This window comes from Streptomyces sp. NPDC008150 (assembly GCF_042956945.1).
Classification (GTDB): Bacteria; Actinomycetota; Actinomycetes; order Streptomycetales; family Streptomycetaceae; genus Streptomyces.
This window is the reverse complement of record NZ_JBIBHJ010000013.1, coordinates 250727-270565: the sequence shown is the minus strand read 5'-3', so window position 1 is coordinate 270565 and position 19839 is coordinate 250727. Positions and strand designations below refer to the sequence as shown.

Annotated in this window: 16 protein-coding genes; 5 read left to right on the top strand and 11 right to left on the bottom strand. The window is 73.1% G+C overall.

What is annotated here, in order from left to right; all coding sequences use genetic code 11:
• Positions 1-160: 160 nt before the first annotated feature.
• From ACFZA0_RS28810 to ACFZA0_RS28795, 4 genes are all read left to right on the top strand, one after another.
• Positions 161-1855, top strand: a complete 1695-nt coding sequence (locus tag ACFZA0_RS28810; RefSeq protein WP_391022342.1) for an ABC transporter transmembrane domain-containing protein — start codon at positions 161-163, stop codon at positions 1853-1855.
• 35 nt (positions 1856-1890) lie between these two features.
• Positions 1891-3846: an ABC transporter transmembrane domain-containing protein gene (locus ACFZA0_RS28805; protein ID WP_391022340.1), complete on the top strand. Its 1956-nt coding sequence runs from the start codon at positions 1891-1893 to the stop codon at positions 3844-3846.
• Positions 3846-4910: an ABC transporter substrate-binding protein gene (locus ACFZA0_RS28800; protein WP_391022294.1), complete on the top strand. Its 1065-nt coding sequence runs from the start codon at positions 3846-3848 to the stop codon at positions 4908-4910. The genes ACFZA0_RS28805 and ACFZA0_RS28800 overlap by 1 nt, the downstream gene beginning before the upstream one ends.
• 179 nt (positions 4911-5089) lie before the next feature.
• A complete protein-coding gene (locus ACFZA0_RS28795) occupies positions 5090-5488 on the top strand; it encodes a hypothetical protein (RefSeq protein WP_391022292.1) in 399 nt (132 codons plus the stop codon).
• 138 nt (positions 5489-5626) lie between these two features.
• Here ACFZA0_RS28795 and ACFZA0_RS28790 read toward each other — a convergent pair whose 3' ends face one another.
• Positions 5627-6820 carry an acyl-CoA dehydrogenase family protein gene (locus tag ACFZA0_RS28790; RefSeq protein ID WP_391022290.1) on the bottom strand — a complete coding sequence of 398 codons (1194 nt, stop codon included), beginning with the start codon at positions 6818-6820 and terminating at the stop codon, positions 5627-5629.
• An 80-nt stretch (positions 6821-6900) separates the two neighbouring features.
• Positions 6901-8568, bottom strand: a complete 1668-nt coding sequence (locus tag ACFZA0_RS28785; RefSeq protein WP_391022288.1) for a hypothetical protein — start codon at positions 8566-8568, stop codon at positions 6901-6903.
• A gap of 408 nt (positions 8569-8976) precedes the next feature.
• On the opposite strand from ACFZA0_RS28785, the gene ACFZA0_RS28780 reads away from it, so the two are divergent.
• Positions 8977-11481: an endonuclease/exonuclease/phosphatase family protein gene (locus tag ACFZA0_RS28780; RefSeq protein ID WP_391022286.1), complete on the top strand. Its 2505-nt coding sequence runs from the start codon at positions 8977-8979 to the stop codon at positions 11479-11481.
• A gap of 89 nt (positions 11482-11570) precedes the next feature.
• On the opposite strand, the gene ACFZA0_RS28775 is transcribed toward ACFZA0_RS28780, so the two are convergent.
• The 9 genes from ACFZA0_RS28775 to ACFZA0_RS28735 form a co-directional block, all read right to left on the bottom strand.
• Positions 11571-12722, bottom strand: coding sequence for a hypothetical protein (locus tag ACFZA0_RS28775; protein ID WP_391022284.1), 1152 nt, complete (start codon positions 12720-12722; stop codon positions 11571-11573).
• A gap of 150 nt (positions 12723-12872) precedes the next feature.
• Complete coding sequence (locus ACFZA0_RS28770; RefSeq protein ID WP_391022282.1) at positions 12873-13664, bottom strand: phosphatase PAP2 family protein; 792 nt, start codon at positions 13662-13664, stop codon at positions 12873-12875.
• A 2-nt stretch (positions 13665-13666) separates the two neighbouring features.
• The gene (locus tag ACFZA0_RS28765; protein ID WP_391022280.1) at positions 13667-14620 is read right to left on the bottom strand and encodes a YhjD/YihY/BrkB family envelope integrity protein; all 954 of its coding nucleotides are present in this window, start codon (positions 14618-14620) and stop codon (positions 13667-13669) included.
• Complete coding sequence (locus ACFZA0_RS28760) at positions 14617-16422, bottom strand: diacylglycerol kinase family protein (RefSeq protein ID WP_391022278.1); 1806 nt, start codon at positions 16420-16422, stop codon at positions 14617-14619. Before ACFZA0_RS28760 ends, ACFZA0_RS28765 begins: the two co-directional genes overlap by 4 nt.
• 179 nt (positions 16423-16601) lie before the next feature.
• Positions 16602-16808, bottom strand: coding sequence for a hypothetical protein (locus ACFZA0_RS28755; RefSeq protein WP_391022276.1), 207 nt, complete (start codon positions 16806-16808; stop codon positions 16602-16604).
• A gap of 183 nt (positions 16809-16991) precedes the next feature.
• Positions 16992-17486: a lamin tail domain-containing protein gene (locus ACFZA0_RS28750; RefSeq protein WP_391022274.1), complete on the bottom strand. Its 495-nt coding sequence runs from the start codon at positions 17484-17486 to the stop codon at positions 16992-16994.
• A gap of 790 nt (positions 17487-18276) precedes the next feature.
• Positions 18277-18480 (bottom strand): cold-shock protein, encoded by a 204-nt coding sequence (locus tag ACFZA0_RS28745; protein WP_059190954.1) that lies wholly within the window; start codon positions 18478-18480, stop codon positions 18277-18279.
• A 642-nt stretch (positions 18481-19122) separates the two neighbouring features.
• The gene (locus ACFZA0_RS28740; protein ID WP_391022272.1) at positions 19123-19443 is read right to left on the bottom strand and encodes a hypothetical protein; all 321 of its coding nucleotides are present in this window, start codon (positions 19441-19443) and stop codon (positions 19123-19125) included.
• 96 nt (positions 19444-19539) lie between these two features.
• Complete coding sequence (locus ACFZA0_RS28735; protein WP_391022270.1) at positions 19540-19803, bottom strand: hypothetical protein; 264 nt, start codon at positions 19801-19803, stop codon at positions 19540-19542.
• Positions 19804-19839: the final 36 nt, after the last annotated feature.

Here is a 19839-nt window from a genome sequence, read left to right as displayed (position 1 = left end):
AGCGGTTGAGCATGCCGCCGAAGGGACCGCGGCCCGCGCCGCGGTCCCGCCCACGGCCGGGGCCCGGTTCGCGCCCGGCCTGGGCAACAGTCCTTTACTTAGAGTAGCCTCACCTAAGTTTCTGCCGTTCCACCGTTCCGAAGCCGAAGGGGTACGGGTGATCAGTCCTTTCCGTCCGTCGGGACGGGACGTCCTGAGGGAGTCGGTCGGCGGACAGCGCCGGCGCGTGGCCCTCGGCGCACTCCTCGGCTCCGGACACCAGATCGGCGAGGCGCTGGTGCCGGCACTCATCGGCGTCGTCATCGACAAGGCCGTCACCCGGTCCGACACCGGTGCCCTGCTCCTCTGGCTCGGGGTGCTCGCCGTGGTCTACACGGGCCTCGCCCTGAGCTTCCGCTTCGGCGCCTGGTCCGGCGACCTCGCCGCGGCCCGCGCCGAACACGCCCTCCGCGTACGGCTGGTGGGGCGCGTCCTCGATCCGCGCGGCGGCGCCGAGGACGGCCGGCTGCCCGGCGCGCTCGCCAACACCGCGACGGAGGACGCCCGTCGGGTCGGCGCCGTCAACATGGCGCTAACGTCCGGCTTTTCGGCGCTCGTGGGCATCGCCGCGTGTGCGGTCGTCCTGTTGCGCACCTCGGTGCCCCTCGGGCTGGTGGTGCTCGTCGGCACACCGGTGCTGCTCCTGCTCGGCCATCTGCTGAGCAAGCCGCTGGAGTCCCGCAGCGAGGCCGAACAGGAACAGGCCGCGCACGCCTCGGCAATCGCCGCCGACCTGGTGGCCGGCCTGCGCATCCTCAAGGGCATCGGCGGCGAGCCGACCGCCATCGCCCGCTACCGCGCCACGAGCCGCGGCTCGCTCCTGGCCACCCTGCGCGCAGCCCGCGCGCAGGCCCTCCAGACCGGCACGGTCCTCACCATGACGGGCTGCCTCATCGCGGCCGTCGCCCTGGTCGGCGGCCGACTGGCCGCCCAAGGGTCCATCAGCCTCGGCCAGTTGGTGTCTGCGTTCGGTCTCGCGCTCTTCCTTCTCGGCCCGTTGGAGGTGCTCGCCTGGGTCAACACCGAACTCGCCCAGGGCCGCGCCTCCGCCACCCGCATCGCGGAGGTGCTGGCGACACCGCACAAGGTCGCCTCCGGCACCGGGAGTCCGGCGGAACCGGTGCGCGGCGCGTTGCGGCTGACCGGGGTCGGCCACGGCGGCCTGCGGGACCTCGACCTGGACGTCGCGCCGGGCGAACTCCTCGGCGTGGTCGCGACCGATCCCGCCGATGCCGCCGACCTGCTGCGCTGCCTGGCCCGCCGGGCCGACCCGGAGAGCGGGACGGTCACCCTGGACGGCGTCGCCCTGACCGAGCTCGACCCGGCCGCCCTGCGCACCGCGGTGCTCGTGGCCGAGCACGAGGCGGACCTCTTCAGGGGCTCCGTCCGCGCCAACGTGTCGGCCGCGGCACCCCGTTCCGCCGATCCGGGGCCCGCCATGGCGGCGGCCGGGGTGACCCAGGTCGTGCGGACCCTGCACGACGGCGAGCACACGCAGGTCAGCGAGCGCGGCCGGTCCCTGTCCGGTGGCCAGCGCCAACGTGTGGCACTGGCACGGGCGTTGGCGGCCGACCGGGCGGTCCTGGTGGTCCACGACCCGACCACCGCGGTCGACGCGGTCACCGAGGCGGGCATCGCCGCCGGGCTCAGGGAGATCCGCGAGGGCCGCACGACCGTCCTCGTGACCACCAGCCCGGCCCTGCTCTCCGTCACGGACCGGGTGGTGCTTCTCGACGGCGGCCGGGTGACGGACTCCGCGCCGCACGCGGACCTGATACTGCGTCATGACGCCTACCGCTCGGCGGTGCTGGCGTGAGGAAGGACGTACCGGTGGACCCGGGCGGAACCACGGTGACCGGCGCGGACGCCGCCGGCCCCGGCAGGGAGTACGACGAACCGGGGCCCGCCCCGGCGGCCACCGCTCCGGACGGCGGCCCCCGTGAGCTGCTGCCCACCGCGAGCGCGGCCCGCACCCGCGCCGCCGTGCGCGAACTCGCGCGCCCGCACCGGGCGTTGGCCGTGGCCGGCTTTCTGGTGATGGTCGCGGGGACCGCGGTGGGACTGCTCGTGCAGCCGCTGCTCGGACATCTCGTCGACCTGGTGGCCGACCACCGGGAGGCCGGCGCGATCACCCTGCCGGTCGTCCTGCTGGTCCTGGTCGCGCTCGCCCAGGGCGGCACGATCGCGCTCGGTCTCTCTCTCGTGTCCCGGCTCGGCGAGACCGTACTGGCCCGGCTCCGCGAGCGGTTCGTCGACCGCGCCCTGCGGCTGCCCGTCGAACAGGTCGAGGAGGCCGGCGCGGGAGACCTCACCGCCCGTGTCACCCGGGACGTGTCCGTGGTCGGCGAGGCGGTGCGCGTGGCCCTGCCGGAGCTGGCCCGCTCGCTGCTGGCCATCGTCCTCACGCTCGCCGCGATGACCGCCCTCGACTGGCGGTTCCTGGTCGCGGCCCTCCTCGCGGTCCCCGTCCAGGCCACCACCGCGCGCTGGTACGTCCGCCACGCGGTGCCGTTGTACGCCCGCCAGCGGATCGCCACCGGGGACCAGCAGCAGCAGCTCCTGGACACCATCGCGGGCGCCCGCACCGTGCGTGCCTTCCGGCTGGAGGAGCAGCACACACGGCGGGTGACGGAGAGTTCCGCGAGCACGGTCGAACTCACCATGCGGGGCGTCCGGTTGATGCTGACGTTCTACAACCGGCTGCACGTCGCCGAGTACACGGGGCTCGCCGCCGTCCTGGTGACGGGGTTCCTGCTGGTGCGCGGCGGTTCGGTCTCCATCGGCACGGCGACGGCCGCCGCCCTCTACTTCCACAGTCTGTTCACGCCGGTCAACTCCGCTCTGGTGCTGCTGGACGACGCCCAGTCGGCCACGGCGGCACTGGCCCGGCTGGTCGGAGTGGCGGACGGCCCCGGCGCCGACGACGGGGCGCGCACACCGGGGCCGCGCACGGCGGACGGGGGCACCCCCCTGCGGGAGGACCGCCAACCCGGGCCGCAGTCTCCGGAGTTGACGGGCCGGGGCGGAGGTTCGGTGGTCGTCACGGACGTCCACCACGCCTACGCGCCGGGCCGGCCGGTCCTGTCGGGTGTGAGCCTGACGCTGTCGGCCGGCGAACACGTGGCCCTCGTCGGCCCCAGCGGCGCCGGCAAAACGACCCTCGCCAAGCTCGTCGCCGGGGTGCTCAGCGCGACGTCCGGCGCGGTGACCGTGACCGTGGCCGACGGCCGCGAGCGGGCGGAGGGGCCACGCGTCGTGCTGGTCACCCAGGAGACCCACGTCTTCGCCGGCACGCTGGCCGAGGACCTCCGGCTGGCCGCGTCCGGGGCGAGCGACACCGAGCTGCGCGCCGCGCTGGCCGAGGTGTCGGCACTGGACTGGGCCGAGGCGCTGCCCGACGGGCTCGGCACCGTCGTCGGAGAGGGCGGGCACCGCCTCACCCCCGCCCAGGTGCAACAACTGGCCCTGGCACGGCTCGTGCTGACCGACCCGCCCGTCGCGGTGCTCGACGAGGCGACGGCCGAGGCGGGCAGCACCGGCGCGCGGCTCCTGGAGCAGGCCGCCGGGCGCGCGGTGGCCGGGCGCACGGCGCTGATCGTCGCCCACCGGCTCACCCAGGCCGCCGCCGCGGACCGGATCGTCGTCATGGACGAGGGCCGGGTCGTCGAGTGCGGCACCCACGACGAGCTGTGCGCCGCCGCCGGAACCTACGCCGCCCTGTGGCGGGCATGGTCCGGCACCCGCGCCACGGCCCCGCAGACCCCCACGTCCCGTTCACACCCAGACCGACCCGTGAAGGACCACTGATGCCCGGCTCCCCCAGAGGCACCCGGCTCGCCGCCGTGTTCGCCTCCGTGCTGATGCTCTTCGTCGCCGTCGCGGCGTGCGGCTCCGGAGAGGACTCCGACTCCGGGCCCGCCGCCGGGAAGACCACGGCCGCGAGCACAGCGTTCCCCGTGACCATCACGCACAAGTACGGCAGTACCACCGTCAAGTCCGAGCCCCGGCGCATCGTCACGGTCGGTCTCACCGACCAGGACGCCGTGCTCGCCCTCGGCAAGGTGCCCGTCGGCACCACCGAGTGGCTCGGCGGCTACAAGGGGGCCATCGGCCCCTGGGCCACGGACAAGCTGGGCGACGCCAAGGCGCCGACCGTGCTGAAGGACACCGGCACGGGCCCGCAGACGGAGAAGATCGCCGCGCTGCGCCCCGACCTGATCCTCGCGGTCTACGGCGGCCTCACGAAGAAGCAGTACGAAACCCTGTCGAAGTTCGCGCCGGTGGTGGCGCAGCCCAAGGAGTACAACGACTTCGGGGTGCCGTGGCAGCAGCAGACCGAGATCATCGGCAAGGCGCTCGGCCAGGAGACCGAGGCCAAGGCCCTCGTCCGGGGCGTCGAGGCCGACTTCAAGGACGCCGAGGCGAAGCACCCGGAGTTCGCCGGGGCCAGCGCGGTGACGGCCACTCCGTACGAGGGGACGTTCGTCTTCGGCAGCCAGGACCCCCGCTCGCGGGTCCTCACCGACCTCGGCTTCTCCCTCCCCACCGACCTGGACAAGGTCATCGGTGACCAGTTCGGCGCGAACATCAGCAAGGAACGCACCGATCTGCTGGACACCGACGCGATCGTGTGGATCGTCTCCGACACCACCAAGGACGCGGCGAAACTGCACAAGGACCCGCTGTACGGGGACCTGAAGGTGGCCAGGCAGGGCCGCGAGGTGTTCATCAAGGAGACCAGCGACTACGGCAACTCCGTCTCCTTCGTGACGATTCTGAGCCTGCCCTACATGCTGGAGCGCCTGGTGCCGCAACTGGCCGCCGCCGTGGACGGCGACCCGGCCACGAAGGTGGCGGCGGCGACCTCCTGACACCGGCATCCGCCGCGACGCCGTGTCGGCTCCCGTTCGCGAGGGAGCCGACACGGCGTCGGCGGTTCTCGGCCACGGTGCAGAAAAATCGCCTCCGCCCGTTCCGGCAGGGGGAGTTCGGGTAACCGGCTGGGACGAACGGATCGCAAGGAACCGACACAGGAGCGAGGAACACCGCTATGGCCACCAAGACCAAGGCGTCCGGAACCACGCACCCCAAGGCCGCCTCCGCGGCGAGCAGGACCGCCAAGGCCGGCAAGACGAAGTCCGGCAGGACGGCCGCCGCGAGCGCGCTCTCCCAGAGCCCCGGCAAGGCCGGGAAGGGCAGCGCGAAGACCACGAAGGCCAAGTCGGCGTCCGCCGCGGGCAAGACCGTGGGTGCCAAGAAGCGCACGAAGGCCGAGAAGAGCGCGGCGGGCAGCGCGCTGGCGCAGACCCCGGCCAAGTCCTCCCGCCGGCCCGGCAAACGTGTGCTGACCGCCGCCGCGAAGGTGCTGGCGGACCGCAAGGCGACCAAGGCCGCCCGTTCGGAGGCGGCGAGCACGCTCGCCCAGGCCGCCGCGCGCGCCCTCAAGTAGCCGCGGCGCGCAACATCGAGGGGCTCCACCGGACTTGTCCGGTGGAGCCCCTCGATGTCTGTACCGGCACGACGCGTCGGGCCGAACGGGACGGCCCGACGCATCAGACACTCAGACGCCTCAGACGCCTCAGACGCCTCAGACGAAGGCGCTCTCCCCCGTGATGGCCTTGCCGACGATGAGGGTGTTCATCTCCCGGGTGCCCTCGTACGAGTAGAGCGCCTCGGCGTCCGCGAAGAAGCGCGCGATGTCGTAGTCCAGGACGATGCCGTTGCCGCCGAAGATCTCCCGGCACCAGGCGACGACCTCCCGCATCCGCGCGGTGACGAACGCCTTTGCCAGGGAGGACTGTTCGTCCTTGAACACCCCGGCGTCCTGGAGCCTGGCGAGCTGAAGCAGCATGCCCCAGGACGCGGTGACGTTGCCGAGGCTGCGCACCAGGAGGTCCTGCACCATCTGGAAGCCGGCCAGCGGCCTGCCGAACTGCTGCCGTTCCGCGGCGTATTGAAGCGCCAGCTCGTACGCCCCGATCATCACGCCGAGCGCCTGCCAGGCGACGCCGGCGCGGGTGGCGCGCAGGATCTCGGCCGTGTCGCGGAAGGACTCGACGCGCTGGAGCCGGTCCGCCTCCGGCACCCGCACCCCGGTCAGGGTGAGGTCGGCGTTCTCGACGATGCGCAGCGAGATCTTGTTCTCGATCCGCTCCGCGACGAGTCCGGGCGCGTCACCGGGCACCACGAAGCCCTTGACCTGGTCGTCCGCGAGGTCCCGCGCCCACACCACGACGAGGTCGGCGAAGGTGGCGTTGCCGATCCAGCGCTTCGCGCCGTTGAGGATCCAGGTGTCGCCGTCGCGCTCGGCGGTGGTGCGCAGTCCGGCGGCCACGTCGGAACCGTCGAGCGGCTCGGTCAGGGCGAACGCGCCGATCCGGTCCATGCCGGCCATCGCGGGCAGCCAGCGGTCGCGCTGCTCCTGGTCGCCGCCGGCCTGGACCGAGTACATCGCCAGCCCGTTGTGGACACCGAAGAACGTGGCCACCGACGCGTCGACGCGGCTCATCTCCATCGCCATCATCCCCGCCAGCAGATGGCTAGCCGCCGGACCGGAACCGCCGTAGCCCTCGTACGGCAGCCCCACCAGACCGCTCTCGCGGAACTTCCCGATCAGTTCGGCGGGGAAGCGGCCCCGGCTCCAGCTCTCGTTCACCAGCGGCTTCACCTCGTCCCGCATGAACGTCCGCGTCCGCAGGAGGACGTCGCGTTCCTCCTCGGACAGGGCGGCCTCGAAGTCGTAGAAGTCGGCGACGGTGCGGTCATCCTTGGCGTTGTTCATGCATGCCTCCTTCCACGCTTTCGGTGCAGGATGCACCGGAACGCGGTGGAAGGGCGGGAACGGACCAACGCCGCGGCGGCCTAACGGCCCAGTCCGAGCGGGGGGTTCGGGTCCGTGTCGTCGCTCATGAAGTCCTTCATGCCCTGCCACAGCGAGCGGGCACGGTGCACGGTGGCGCCGGGGAACGTGGCGAGCACCTCGTCGCGTTCGCCGAATCCGGCCGGCAGCGGCGGCAGCGACAGCGCGTGGAGGGTGCGGACCAGCAGCGCGGCGGGTTCGCCCGGGTCGCGCAGCAGACGGGCCACCTCGGCGCTGTCGCCGCCGTCGGCGGCCGCCACGAACAGGGCCGCGTGCTCGCGCGCGGTCTCCGCGGAGGGCACCCCGCCCGGCCCGGACCAGCGGTGCGCGGCGGGCGTCCCGCCGGCCTTCACGAGGGTCAGTGTGCTGTTCCCCCCGGCGCCCAGGTGGGCGACGAGGACCGGCAGTCCGGACGGGTCGAACGCGGACCGGGCGATGTTCGTCAGGCCGTCCAGGCGCAGCAGCGTGGCCCTGCGCCCGCGCTTGCCCGGCGTCTCCTCGGAGGGCGCCGGCTCCATCAGCGTCCAGCCCCGCACGGGGGCGAGCCGCACGGTCGCCCCGCAGAGCAGGAGTTCCTGGTACACCTTCTGCGGGGTCGCGGGAACGTACGCGATCTCGCGGGGGGCGTGCCCGGAAGCCGACTCGGGCAGCGGGACGGCGGGGGCGGGCACGGTCCCGTTGCGGGGTACGGAGGCGGCCAGCCGGCTCCGCGCGCGGTCGCGGAAGTGGAGGAAGGCGGCGAGCGGGTCGCCCGCGTACTGCCAGGGCACCGACGTGGCGTACCGGCCGAGGGAGCGGTAGACGTCGAGCGACTCGGCCCAGCGCTCCTGGCCGTTGATGGCCCAGACCAGGTGATTGCGGACGACACGGGCGCGCGGGTCCTCGGGGGCCCGGGTCGCGGACCACTCGGCCGCGGTGGCGACGGCGGCGGCGACGCGCTCGTCGCTCGGCGCGGCCCCGCGTCCGCGCCCCGTGTCCGCCTCCAGGCCGGCCTCGGTCATCGCGACGACCTCCAGGGCACGGACGGGTGAGTCCGCGGGGGCGTCCGCGGCGGCGCGTGCCGCGTGGCCGAGCATCTCCTCGACGCTGCCGTGCCACTTCGGGGCCAGGTACTGCACGGCGTGCAGGTGGGTGGGCAGGTGGTGGGGGTCGCAGGCCAGCGCGGCGCCCAGGTACGCGTCGAACACGTCGCGCGGCGCCTCGGCACCCGTGCAGTGCGCCAGTGCCGCGGACCACGGGACGGGGTCGCCGGGGTTGGCCGCCAGGGCCGCCTCGACGACCGGCAGCGCGTCGTCGAGCAGGGCGGAGAACGCCTTGAACCGGTCGGCCTCCACCTGTTCGGCACGCCGGCCGGTACGTACCTCCCACGCCTGGGCGACGCGCAGGAAGGCCGTGACGACGAGGGCGTCGGGGTCGTCCGGTGCCTCGGCCCGCCAGGAGTCGAGCCAGGTCGCGTCGTGCGCGGACAGGTCGGCGAGTGCCTGTACCGCTTCGCCGCGCAGGTACCAGTCGGCTTCGGCGCGGGTACGGGCGAGCAGGGTCCGGGCGGGGCGGTGGTCGCCGCGCGCGGCGCCGGCCAGTGCCGCGGCCGCGCGCGGGTCGGGCGCGTCGAGGACGACGGCGTGATCGGGCGGCAGCCCCACGCCGGTCGCTTCCAGGTTCCTGACCAAGCGCGCCGCCTTGCCGAACACGTTCTTCCCTTCGCCACCCCCGTCCGGACGTCCATGATCGTCTTCTTCGGACCGCACGGACGGGAGCGACGGCCGAATCGTGTTCGTAACGCCGCCGTGTCGTGATCATGAACGTCCGGGACACGTCCGTCCGCAAGTGGTGCCGCGCGAGGCCCCGTTCCGGGTCCGGCCGCCCTCCGGCGCAGGCCCGCGGGGTGCCGTTGGGCGCCCAACTACCGTGTGGACGACGGCTGGAGACAGATTGTCAGCAACTGGACCCGAAGATTTAACCCCGAGTCCTTGCCCCGCCGTTTTCTACGCGCGTAACCTCAGCCGACCGCACAGCCCGGTCAGTCGTGCTGCGTCCCAAGAGCCGTTCCTCCGGCGGATGTTGAAGGAGTCACCCTCGTGCCGATCCACAGACCCAGCGCAACGCGCGTAGCCAGCGCCGCATTCGTGGCCGCCACCGCCACCGCAGCCGTCATCGTGGCGCCGCTGCCCGCCGCCTTCGCCGCGCCGTCCGCGTCCGCCGTCATCTCCGAGGCGTACGGCGGCGGTGGCAACTCCGGGGCCACGCTCACGAACGACTTCGTGGAGCTGGCGAACCGGTCCGCCTCCGCGTACTCGCTCGACGGGTACAGCCTCCAGTACCTCCCGGCCGCCGCGTCCGCGTCGTCGCTGTGGCAGGTCACCCCGCTCACCGGCTCCGTCGCCCCCGGCGGCGACTACCTGATCGGCGAGGGCGCCGGCGCCGGCGGCACGGACGCGCTGCCGACCGTCGACGCGAGCGGCAGCATCGCCATGGCCGCCGCGAGCGGCACCGTGGCCCTGGTCAAGGGCAGCACGGCCCTGACCTGCAAGACGGTCGCCGACTGCACCGGCGACGCCAACGTGGTGGACCTCCTCGGCTACGGCGCCGCCGTCGTCCGCGAGGGCAACGCCGCGCCGGCGGCCACCAACACCACCTCGGTGGCCCGCTCCGCCACCGGCGCCGACACGGACGACAACGCGGCGGACTTCACCGCCGGCGCGCCCACGCCCACCAACTCCGCGGGCCAGACCACGGGCGGCGGCACCGGCGGCGGCCCCACCGGCCCGACGGCGCCCGGCCCGCTGCGGATCCACGACATCCAGGGCGACACCCGCGTCTCCCCCGTCAACGGCCAGAGCGTGGTGGGCGTGCCCGGCATCGTCACCGCGGTCCGCACCACCGGCAGCGTCGGCTACTGGATCCAGGACCCGACCCCGGACGCCGACCCCGCCACCAGCGAGGGCCTGTTCGTCTACACCGGTTCCACCGCCCCCACCGTCTCCGTGGGCGACTCGGTCCTGGTCAGCGGCAAGATCTCGGAGTACTACCCGGGCACCGGCACGCAGTCGGTGACCGAGCTCTCCGGCCCGCTCTCCACCACCCTGTCCACCGGCAACGCGCTCCCGGCCTCGGTCGTCCTCGACGACACCACGATCCCGGACACGTACACGCCGACCGCGGACGGCGGCAGCATCGACCCCCTGCCGCTCGAACCGACCGTGTACTCGCAGGACTTCTACGAGTCCATCGAGGGCATGCGCGCCTCGGTCACCGACGCCCGGGTGGTCGGCGCGACCAACACGTACGGCGAGATGTTCGTGACGGCGAAGCCGGACGAGAACCCCACCAAGCGCGGCGGCACCCTCTACAGCGGCTACGACCAGCAGAACACCGGCCGTATCGAGATCGTCTCGGCGGACGGCTCCACGCCGACCCTCAACGTGGGCGACGAGCTGTCCGGCACCACCACCGGCCCGGTCGACTACGCGTCCTTCGGCGGCTACCTGCTCGCCCCGACGGCGGCCACCACCGGCACGGCGGTCGACAACGGCCTCAAGCCCGAGGTGACGCGCAAGCAGAAGAGCGACGAACTCGCCCTCGCCACCTACAACGTCGAGAACCTCGACCCCACGGACGGCGCCGACAAGTTCACGCGTCTCGCCCAGGGCGTCGTCACCAACCTCGCCTCGCCCGACATCGTCACCCTGGAGGAGATCCAGGACGACAACGGCGCCACCGACGACGGCACCGTCGGCGCCGAGGCGACGCTGACCAAGTTCACCGACGCCATCGTGGCGGCGGGCGGCCCGCGGTACTCGTGGCGCTACGTGAACCCGGTCAACGACGAGGACGGCGGCGAGCCCGGCGGCAACATCCGCCAGGTCTTCCTCTTCAACCCCAAGCGGGTCTCGTTCGTCGACCGCGCGAGCACCGGCGACCCGTCGACCACCGCCGTGAGCGTGGTCAAGGACAAGAAGAAGCAGACCCACCTGTCGGCGTCGCCGGGCCGTATCGACCCGTCCAACGCCGCGTGGGCCGACAGCCGCAAGCCGCTCGCCGGTGAGTTCGTCTTCCAGGGCAAGACCGTCTTCGTCATAGCCAACCACTTCATCTCCAAGGGCGGCGACGACCCGATCCACGGCCGGTTCCAGGAGCCGACCCGCTCCTCGGAGACCCAGCGCAAGCTCCAGGCCGAGGACGAGAACGCCTTCGTCGACCAGCTCCTCAAGTCGGACCCGAAGGCGCAGATCGTGGCGCTCGGAGACCTGAACGACTTCGAGTTCTCCGACGCGGTGAAGACCCTCACGGACAACGGTGACGTCCTCACCGACCTCATCAACACCCTGCCGGCGAACGAGCGTTACAGCTACGTCTACGACGGCAACAGCCAGACGCTGGACCACATCCTGACCAGCCCGTCGGTGACGGACTACAACTACGACGTGGTGCACATCAACTCGGAGTTCGCCGACCAGACGAGCGACCACGACCCGCAGGTCGTGCGGATCGACGTGAACGACTGCGGCAAGAAGGCCTACAAGCCGAAGCCGCACAAGCCGTCGAAGCCCGCCAAGCCCTCGAAGAGCGGCAACAAGAAGTAGTCCGGGCGTGATCGAGGCCCTCCACCCGTGCCGCGCGCCCGGGTGGAGGGCCTCTGCCGTGCGCCGCGCCACACCGCGCGGGGAGTACGTCAGGGCGAGACCGGCCGCGCCTCGGCGGTGCCCCGCTGCTGCGCGGGCAGGACGATGCCGTGCTCCTGGGCGGCGGGTCCCGGCCGCAGGGTCCACGGAACCGTCCCCGTGCAGGTGAGCCACCCGTTGTCGAGCAGCCGCCGCACCACGTAGGTGCCCAGCGGGCGCGGCAGCCGCCACCCCAGACCCTTGCACAACTGCCGGTAGGACGGCCCGTGGCCGTGCCGCTCGCGGTAGGCGACGGTGAGCACCGCCGCCTCGGGGCCGCGGTCGGGGTGCTCGTCCTTCCAGGCCGCGTAGGCGACGCGGACCTCGTTGTCGACATACGGCTCGGGCGTCGACCGCATGAAGGCGAGCGCCACCCTGCCGGGAGACGGCCTGCACACCGCGCACCGCGCCACGGCCGCCACGTGACGGGTCAGGGCCGGGGTGGCACTCTGCTTCCACCGCTCCCACTCGGCCGGGTCGTAGACGTCGGCGGTCTTCCGGGAGCGGGTGCGTCCGGGGTCCCGCGCCGGGGGCGCGACCGGCTCGCCCTCCGTCCGGCCCGCCAAGTGGCGTACCGCGGGGGCGAGTTCGAAGTCGTCGCCGGTGAGGGCGACGAGGAAGTTCCTGGCGAGCAGTTCGGGCAGGACCTCCCGGCACTCCGGCGGCAGCCCCTCGGGGAGGCGCCCCTCCAGCGTCGAGGAGCAGTGCGCGGCGAGGAAGAGCGCGGCCGTACGGACGGTCGCGGAGGTCTTCTTCAGGGGCTTCGCCGAGATCGTGCGCGCCACCCATCCCGACACCCGCGAGCGTGCCGTCAGGCCGAACCACAGCGGGCTCTCGGCCGAGATGCCGATGCCGGGGACCAGGATCGCGGACGGCGCGTCGGGGTCGCCGTCGAGCAGCGCGTCCGGCACCTCCCAGCCGAGCGCGCGCAGGTCGCCGACCGTCCGCGCGGGGTCGGCGAGGCGCAGTGCCCGCAGGTCGGAGCCGGTGATGTTGCCCTTGCCGCTCCTGGCCGCCCGGATGGTCACCACGGTCGCCAGCAGCCGGGTGTCGCCGCTCGGCACGGGCAGTTCGCCCACGTGGCCCATCAGCGTCCGGGCGGCCTCGCCCTGCGAGGGGGTCAGCAGAAAGGAAGGGGGGCCGGCGGGGGCGGCCGAAGCCACGCCGGTGTGCGCACTGGACCCTGTCGAAGACATAACTCGTACAACGTTTCGCAGGGCGCGGAGTTACCCCCGCCGGGAGTCCCGCCCGCCGCCCGGCCGTCGCCCGCCCGGGGCCCGGCCGTCGCCCGCCCGCCGCCCGCCCGTCGCCGCTCAGCGCGAGGGGCGCGAGCCGTCCCGTTCCGGGAGCCGGTGGGTCAGCTCGGGTTCCAGACCGTCCCGGACGGGGGTGTGGCCCCTGCCGACGTCGGTGCGCCAGGCCTCGAACGCCCACGACGTGGCCGCGACGACGGCGAGGCCGAGCAGCCACCCGCCCACCACGTCGCTGAACCAGTGGACCCCCAGGGCGACCCGGGTGAACCCGACGCCGATCACCGACACCAGGGCGACGCACCAGCACAGGGCGTGCCAGGCGCGCGGAATCATCGGCAGCAGGACCAGCAGCAGGATCGCGAAGGACGTGGTGGCGGTCATCGCGTGCCCGGACGGGAAGGAGAACCCCGGCGCGTGCGCGACCGGGTCCTGGAGGGAGGGCCTGGCCCGCTCGACGACCACCTTGACCAGCAGCCCGATCAGTCCTCCCGCCACCGCGGTCACCGCGGCCCAGAGCGCCAGCCGCCAGGCCCGGCGGTAGAGCAGCCACACGGTCAGCAGGGCGACGACGACGCGCAGCGTGACCGGGTCCCAGACGCTGTTGGACAGCACCCGCAGTACGTCGGTCCAGGCCGGGTGGTGCAGGGCCAGCCGGTTCAGTCCGCGTGCCGCGTCCACGTCGATCCGGCGCAGCGGCTCCCAGTGCCCCTCGACGAGGACGAGCACGAGGCCGAAGGGGACCGCCGCGATCGCGGCCACGGCCGTCGCACCCAGCAGGTGGACGCCGAAGCGGCGGTCGGCCGCGCTGCGGCGGCTGGCGCGAAAGCGGCGGAGTGCGGCGCGCACCGGCATGTTCAGACTCCCGGGTCGGCTTGGATCGGACCGGGCACCCGCGCCCGCGACGCCTCCAACTGGGCGGCGAACGACAGCCCGAGGAAGAGCGCGATGGACGTCAGGTAGGCCCACAGCAACAGTGACATGAAGGCGCTGAGCGGCCCGTACACCGAGTCGAAGGAACCACTCAGCTGGAGGTAGAGGTACAGCAGCCAGGTCAGCAGCGTCCACAGCACGAGGTAGACGGCCGCGCCGAACGCCAGCCAGGTGTAGCCGGGTTGGGCCCGGCGCGGCGAGCGGCGGAAGATCGCGCTCGCCGAGACGAGGGCGAGCAGGGCGCCGAGCGGCCAGCGGACCACGTTCCAGGTGGTCTCCGCGCCGCCGTCCAGGTGGTACACCTCGGCCGCGGCGGACGCGAGGTCGCTGCCCGCCACCATGACGACGAACCCGAGCCCGAGCGGCAGGCCGGCGGTCAGCGACATCACCAGGCCGCGCAGGTACTTCAGGTGGAAGGGCCGGTCGCGCTCGTTGCCGTAGATGCGGTTGGCGCCCCGCTCGACCTGGCACATGGCGGTGGTCACGTTGACCACCGAGAAGATCAGCCCGAACCACAGGGCGACGGCGGCGCCGTCGCCCGCCTCCTGCCGGCTGCGTTCCAGGGCGTCGTCCACCACCTCCGCGCTGGGCCCGGCGGCGAGTTGATGGATCGTCAGTTCCGTCACGCGGCCGAAGCCCTCGGTGTGCAGGCTCGACGAGAGGCCGACGAAGGCGAGGGCCATCGGTATGAGGGCGAGCACCGTCTGGAGGGCCAGGGCCCGCGAGTGGCTGAAGCCGTCGGCGTACCGGAAACGGATGAACGAGTCGCGGACCAGGGGCCAGCGCCCGTAACGGCGGAGCGACGCGAGTGCCTCGTCCGCCGAGAGCTCGTCGCCCGACATGTCACGGGTCACCGGCACCCTGGAGGCGGTGCTCACTCGGCCCTCCGGGGCGGCAGCAGCACCGTGAGGGCGCCGGGCACGACGCTCACGCCGAGCCGGGTGCCCCGGCTGACCGGGTCGCCGTCGACCTCCCGCGACTGCGGGGTGTCGAACGTCAACTCGGCCTCGCGGAAGGTGAAGTACTCCACCGGGACGCTGCGGCCCTCGGCGTCGGTGACGTGGGCGGGCGCCGGCTGCTTCCGCCGCCCGCCGCGCAGTACGGCCGTCAGGGCCCGCGCCCAGCCCCCGGGGCCGCGCGGGTCGAGGATCATCAGGTCGAGCCTGCCGTCGTCGGGCCGCGCCGCGGGCAGCAGCGTCGTCCCGCCCTGCACGGTGCCGACGTTTCCGACGAGGACCATGCGGGCTTCGCGCCGCAGCGCGGGAGCGCCGTCGAGGCGCAGGGTGAGAGCCATGGGCGGCGTGTTCAGCGAGGTGAGGGCCGCCACCACGTAGGCGGGCCAGCCGATCACGGACTTGGCCCCGTCCGCGGTGCGCTCCATGATGGCCGCGTCGAGCCCGGCCCCCGCCATCGCGGCGAAGTGGGTGCGCTCGAAGTCGTCGCCCTCGGCGCGGGCGAGGTCGAGCCGGTGCGGGGTGCCGCGCAGCGCGGCGTCCAGCGCGTCGGTCGGCGCGAGGGGCAGACCGAGGTTGCGGGCGAGCAGGTTGCCGGTACCGCTGGGCACGACGACGAGCGGGACGCCGCTGCCGGCCAGCGCCTCGGCGACGGCGCGCACGGTGCCGTCACCGCCGCAGGCCACGACGAGCCGGGCACCGTCGCGCAGCGCGGCGGCGGCCTGGCCGCCGCCGGGGTCCTCGGCCGTGGTCTCCACGAACGTGGGCGTCCGGTGACCGTGCGACTCCAGGACGCGCCGGAGGGCGTCGCGGTCCCGTTCACCGGTCACGGTGGGATTGACGACGACGGTCACCGGGCCCGGCAGTGCGGGGGCCCGCTCCGAGTCGCCGGCCGCGGCGTCGTCCGCGGAAACGGCCTCGCGGGGACCGGAGTCGACGGCGTCCGTGCCCGGCGCGGCCTCGACCGCCGTGCCGTCGGCGGGCGGTGCGGTCACCAGCGGCCGGGCGAACAGCGCGCTGCCCGTGATGGCCAGCGAGAGACCGCCGTTGGCGAGGCCGCCGAGGACGTCCGTCGGGTGGTGCATGCCCCGGTAGAGGCGTGACATCGCCACGAACAGCGGGAGCAGGAACAGGATCCCCGCCACGATCCTGCGCCACGGACCGCGCACCTTCGACAGCACCAGCCAGGCGAGCCCGGCGTAGAGCGCGGTGGCCGCTCCGGTGTGGCCGGAGGTGTAACTGGACGTCGGCGGCGAGGCGTCGAGCCGGTGCACGTGGGGCCGCTGCCGGTCCACCAACAGCGTGATGACCAGGAAGACGAGCGCCTGGAGCGACACGGCGACGGCGAGGAAGGACGCCTGCCGCCACATCGGCAGCCGGGGTATCAGCACCAGGCCCACGCAGGCCAGGAGGGTGATGACGATCACCGTGAGGGTGTTGCCGGCCTCCGAGCCGATGTACGAGACGTCGGTGAGCGCGTGCGTCCGCAGGTGTTCGAAGCCCTCGTCGACGTGGTCCTCGACCGTCATCGGCCACACGTGTTTCGCGGGACCGGTGATGAGCCGCCCGAATCCCACCATCAGCGCTGCCTGGCAGACGGTGAGTGCGGCGATCCGGCCGGCGGTGCCCCCGAGGCCGCGGGGCAGGGCGAAGGCCCTGCTCGACCGTTCCGTCGCGGTGCTCGCACCGGACAGTTCGGCGGGTCTACCCGGCACTGCGATCGGCATGGTGGCTCCCAAGTCGTCCTGGCCTCACGGCGGCTGACGGCCACGACGGCCGCCCTCGTCAGATCGCCGTCTGCCCCGGAACCGGCCGGACAGACCGGGTGTCCGAGATCGGGCCACCGCCCGCGGTGTCCCGTCAGGCGTGCGGCACGGCACCGCGCGTCGCACAGGTGTGCGCGGGGTCACCCGTGGACGGCCGCCAGGAGCCCCGCGGCGGTCGTGACGGCGGAGCCGGTCAGCATCGCCGTCCGGACACCCTTCCGGGTCAGGAACTCCGACGCCCGGACGCCCAAGCCGTGCGGGGAGCCGACGGACCGGTCCGCCGCGGGGGCCGCGGCCGCCGTCGGTGTCGTGGGGGCGGTGGTGGGAGAAGTCGTACTCGTGGTCATTGCGGGCGACTGTCCCCGGCCGGGGCAATCACTCGTATGTGCACCGGATCGCAACCCTTCCGTCTCCCTCGCGTGACACCTGCACGGACACCGGCGGACGCGGGCGCACAGCACGGCGCCCCGGTCCCGGCACGTGAAGTGCCGGGACCGGGGCGCCGGTCAGACCTGGTGCGTCAGCGGTGGTCAGTGGCCGTGACCGTGGCCGCCGCCGTTGCCGCCACCGTGGCCGCGGCTGCCCCACGACTCGCTGTCGACGACGCGGCGGTGGTCGTCACGCAGGGTCGCGCTGTCGCGGTCGTCCCACACGTAGTCCCGCTTGCCCTGGTACAGGTCGCGGTAGGTGTTGTTGCCCTTGCCCGTGTGGATCTTGACGCTGGAGTGACCGCCGAGACGGTAGTGGTGGAAGGTGTAGGTGCGCTTGTGGCTGTCGGAGAGGGTCCAGTCGTCCAGGTTCACCGACTTGCCGGTGTTGTTGGTGATCTGCACCCACTCACCGTTGAGGGACCGGTTGGAGTGGTCGTCCCGACCCGGAGAGTCGTACTGGACCTTCGTGATCTCGACGGCGGGCCGGTGCGGCCTGTTGTCCGCCGCGGACGCCGGGAGCGCCGCCGCCCCGGCGAGGAAGCCGGCGGTGATCGCGGCGGCTGCGAGACGACGGGCGGTGATGGAGCTGGACATGAAGTCCCCCATGTGGTGCGGGCACTTCCGGATCCCGGACGGGACCGGGCCGGTTGTGCGATGTGCGGGTTGCGGCCTGCTGGCCACACCCAGAACATTGCCGCCGGTGACCTCGTACGACCAGGGAAACCGGCTCCGCGTTACGGACCGCCCGCATCCCCGTGACGGTCGGGTGCAGCGTCCATTCACCCGCTGAACGCACGAGGTTGACGCACCGGCGACGCCGGTTCCCTTCTGCCCGAGGACATGTGCCACTCCCCCGCCAGGGCGCGCCACCCGGCGCGCGCCGCGACCATCACCCGAAAGTGTGCAACACGGACGAAGGCCCCACGGGGTCCGGAGGGGTCGCGGAGGCTGCCGCGAGGGATGCGCCGGGAGGGCCGGAACAGGCGTGGCGTCACGCGTGACGGCGGCCGGGGCACAGGGGGCCGCGACGGGGGCCCGGTCCGAAGGTCCGCAGGCGGGCGCGCGGAGAAGGGGGGCGCGGAAAGCGTCGGAGGGCCGCGGCGGCGAAGGCCGTGAACGGGGCGCGGGCGGCGGCGTGACGGGGCCCGGCGGACGCGGGGCGGACGGTTCGGCGTGCACCCCGGGGCGTCAACTCCCGCACGGCGCATGCCTTTCGGGAGGACGCAGCCGTACGGGCCGGGCGGGATCCGCCGCGGCCGCCGCACGGGGGCCTCGCACCTCGCGGTGCGGGCTGCGGCTCGCGGAGCCGTCGCGCGGCCCCACAAGCGGGCGCCGGGCCCCGGGAGCGTGTGCTCCCGGGGCCCGGCGGTGGTACGACCCCGAATCAGGCGGGGGTGATGTTCTCCGCCTGCGGGCCCTTCTGGCCCTGCGTGATGTCGAAGGTGACGGCCTGGCCCTCCTGGAGCTCACGGAAGCCACTGGCGTTGATGTTGGAGTAGTGCGCGAAGACGTCCGGGCCGCCCCCGTCCTGCGCGATGAAGCCGAAGCCCTTTTCAGAGTTGAACCACTTGACGGTTCCGCTGGCCATGCCGGTGCCTCTCAGTCGATATCGGGCCCACACCGCGCGGACCCGGAGGTGATCGTCCTGGTCCTCTGGCACTGCACAGCAAAAACGCCCGCACTTCAGCGCGGGCATGTACTGCGAACCACGACATCTGCGAAGGACGCTACACGGCGAATGCGCTCGTCACCAGAGAGCGAGGGCATTAGGTGGACTGTTGTCTGATCAAGACATGGTTCGCGGCCGGTCCGGAAGGGCCGGCCGGGGCCCCTGCGGCGACGACGGGAGGCCCCGGAGGCCCCTGACGAGCGGGGTTCGCGCCGGCCCGCCGCGGCACCGCACCCGCCCGACACCGCCGTATCCGCCGGACGCCGCGGCCGGAACCGTCGCACCGGGCGAATCGCCCGATGCGGTGAATGCTCGCGAATCCACAAAGAACGCGCAAAGGCCCGCCTAAGGGGCGCTCGCGGGCGGTGCGACCACGCTCGGGAACCGAATCCTCGCGGTGCGGGATTCACCGTCCCTCCGCCTCGAATTCGACCGGAGGAAGAAGTTCCGGATGCCCGCCGGGAGCAGGGGAAAGGCATTCCCGGACCCCTCGGACGCATTACCCGCATCAGCCGCGGGAAAGGCTCGTGACCGAATGGCCGCGAGCCTTTCCGCCACGCCTCAGAACTCCCGGTCGATGCCCGTCACGGCCGCGGGGCCCAGGGGCGCGTCGTCCTTGGAGAGGCCGCTGTCCTCGAACACGGAGGTCACCAGACGGACCGCTTCGCCCTCCGCGGACGCCTGGTCGGGCGCCTCGACGCGCAGCCTGACGGAGAACACGTTGCCGTCGTCCTCCACCGTCAGGAGGCTCAGATCCTCCGTCTCGCCGAGGTCCGTCTCCTGCGGGTCCCGCGGACTCAGCCTGCGCTCCACCTCCGAGCGCAGGGCCGGGGAAATGCCGTGGACGAACGTACCCGGGACGGTGATGACGTAGGTGGTCACAGAAACTCCTCGTGGTTCCGCGGGCCGGTCCCGTGCCGTGCGCCGGCCCCGCGCTGCCCTGGTGGTGTGCCGCGCGCCGGGGCGCCTGGAGGGGGCTCAGGCGTCGGCGAGCGGGTGGCCGCCGTCGCCCTCGACCACGACGCGGTCGGCACCGGGCTCGTCCGCGCGCTCGGCCATGGTCACGTCGATCTCGCCGTCGCCGTCGGTGTCGAACTGGTAGAGGTCCGCCTTGCCGTCGCCGGTGGTGTCGGTCATCCAGACGTCGGTCCTGCCGTCACCGTTGGTGTCGGCACTGAGGACGACATGGTGCTCGTCCCCCTGGGTCTCGATCACTTCTTCCGTACCCTCATTGGTCTCCATGACCGCCGACTGCCCCCGCCCACGGGTTCGAAACGG

Bases quoted from the DNA above. Each gene is read 5' to 3' on its own strand.
- ACFZA0_RS28800 (WP_391022294.1), top strand. From the start codon at position 3,846: ATGCCCGGCTCCCCCAGAGGCACCCGGCTCGCCGCCGTGTTCGCCTCC.
- ACFZA0_RS28795 (WP_391022292.1), top strand. From the start codon at position 5,090: ATGGCCACCAAGACCAAGGCGTCCGGAACCACGCACCCCAAGGCCGCC.
- ACFZA0_RS28790 (WP_391022290.1), bottom strand. From the start codon at position 6,820: ATGAACAACGCCAAGGATGACCGCACCGTCGCCGACTTCTACGACTTC.
- ACFZA0_RS28770 (WP_391022282.1), bottom strand. From the start codon at position 13,664: ATGCCGGTGCGCGCCGCACTCCGCCGCTTTCGCGCCAGCCGCCGCAGC.
- ACFZA0_RS28760 (WP_391022278.1), bottom strand. From the start codon at position 16,422: ATGCCGATCGCAGTGCCGGGTAGACCCGCCGAACTGTCCGGTGCGAGC.
- ACFZA0_RS28755 (WP_391022276.1), bottom strand. From the start codon at position 16,808: ATGACCACGAGTACGACTTCTCCCACCACCGCCCCCACGACACCGACG.
- ACFZA0_RS28750 (WP_391022274.1), bottom strand. From the start codon at position 17,486: ATGTCCAGCTCCATCACCGCCCGTCGTCTCGCAGCCGCCGCGATCACC.
- ACFZA0_RS28745 (WP_059190954.1), bottom strand. From the start codon at position 18,480: ATGGCCAGCGGAACCGTCAAGTGGTTCAACTCTGAAAAGGGCTTCGGC.
- ACFZA0_RS28735 (WP_391022270.1), bottom strand. From the start codon at position 19,803: ATGGAGACCAATGAGGGTACGGAAGAAGTGATCGAGACCCAGGGGGAC.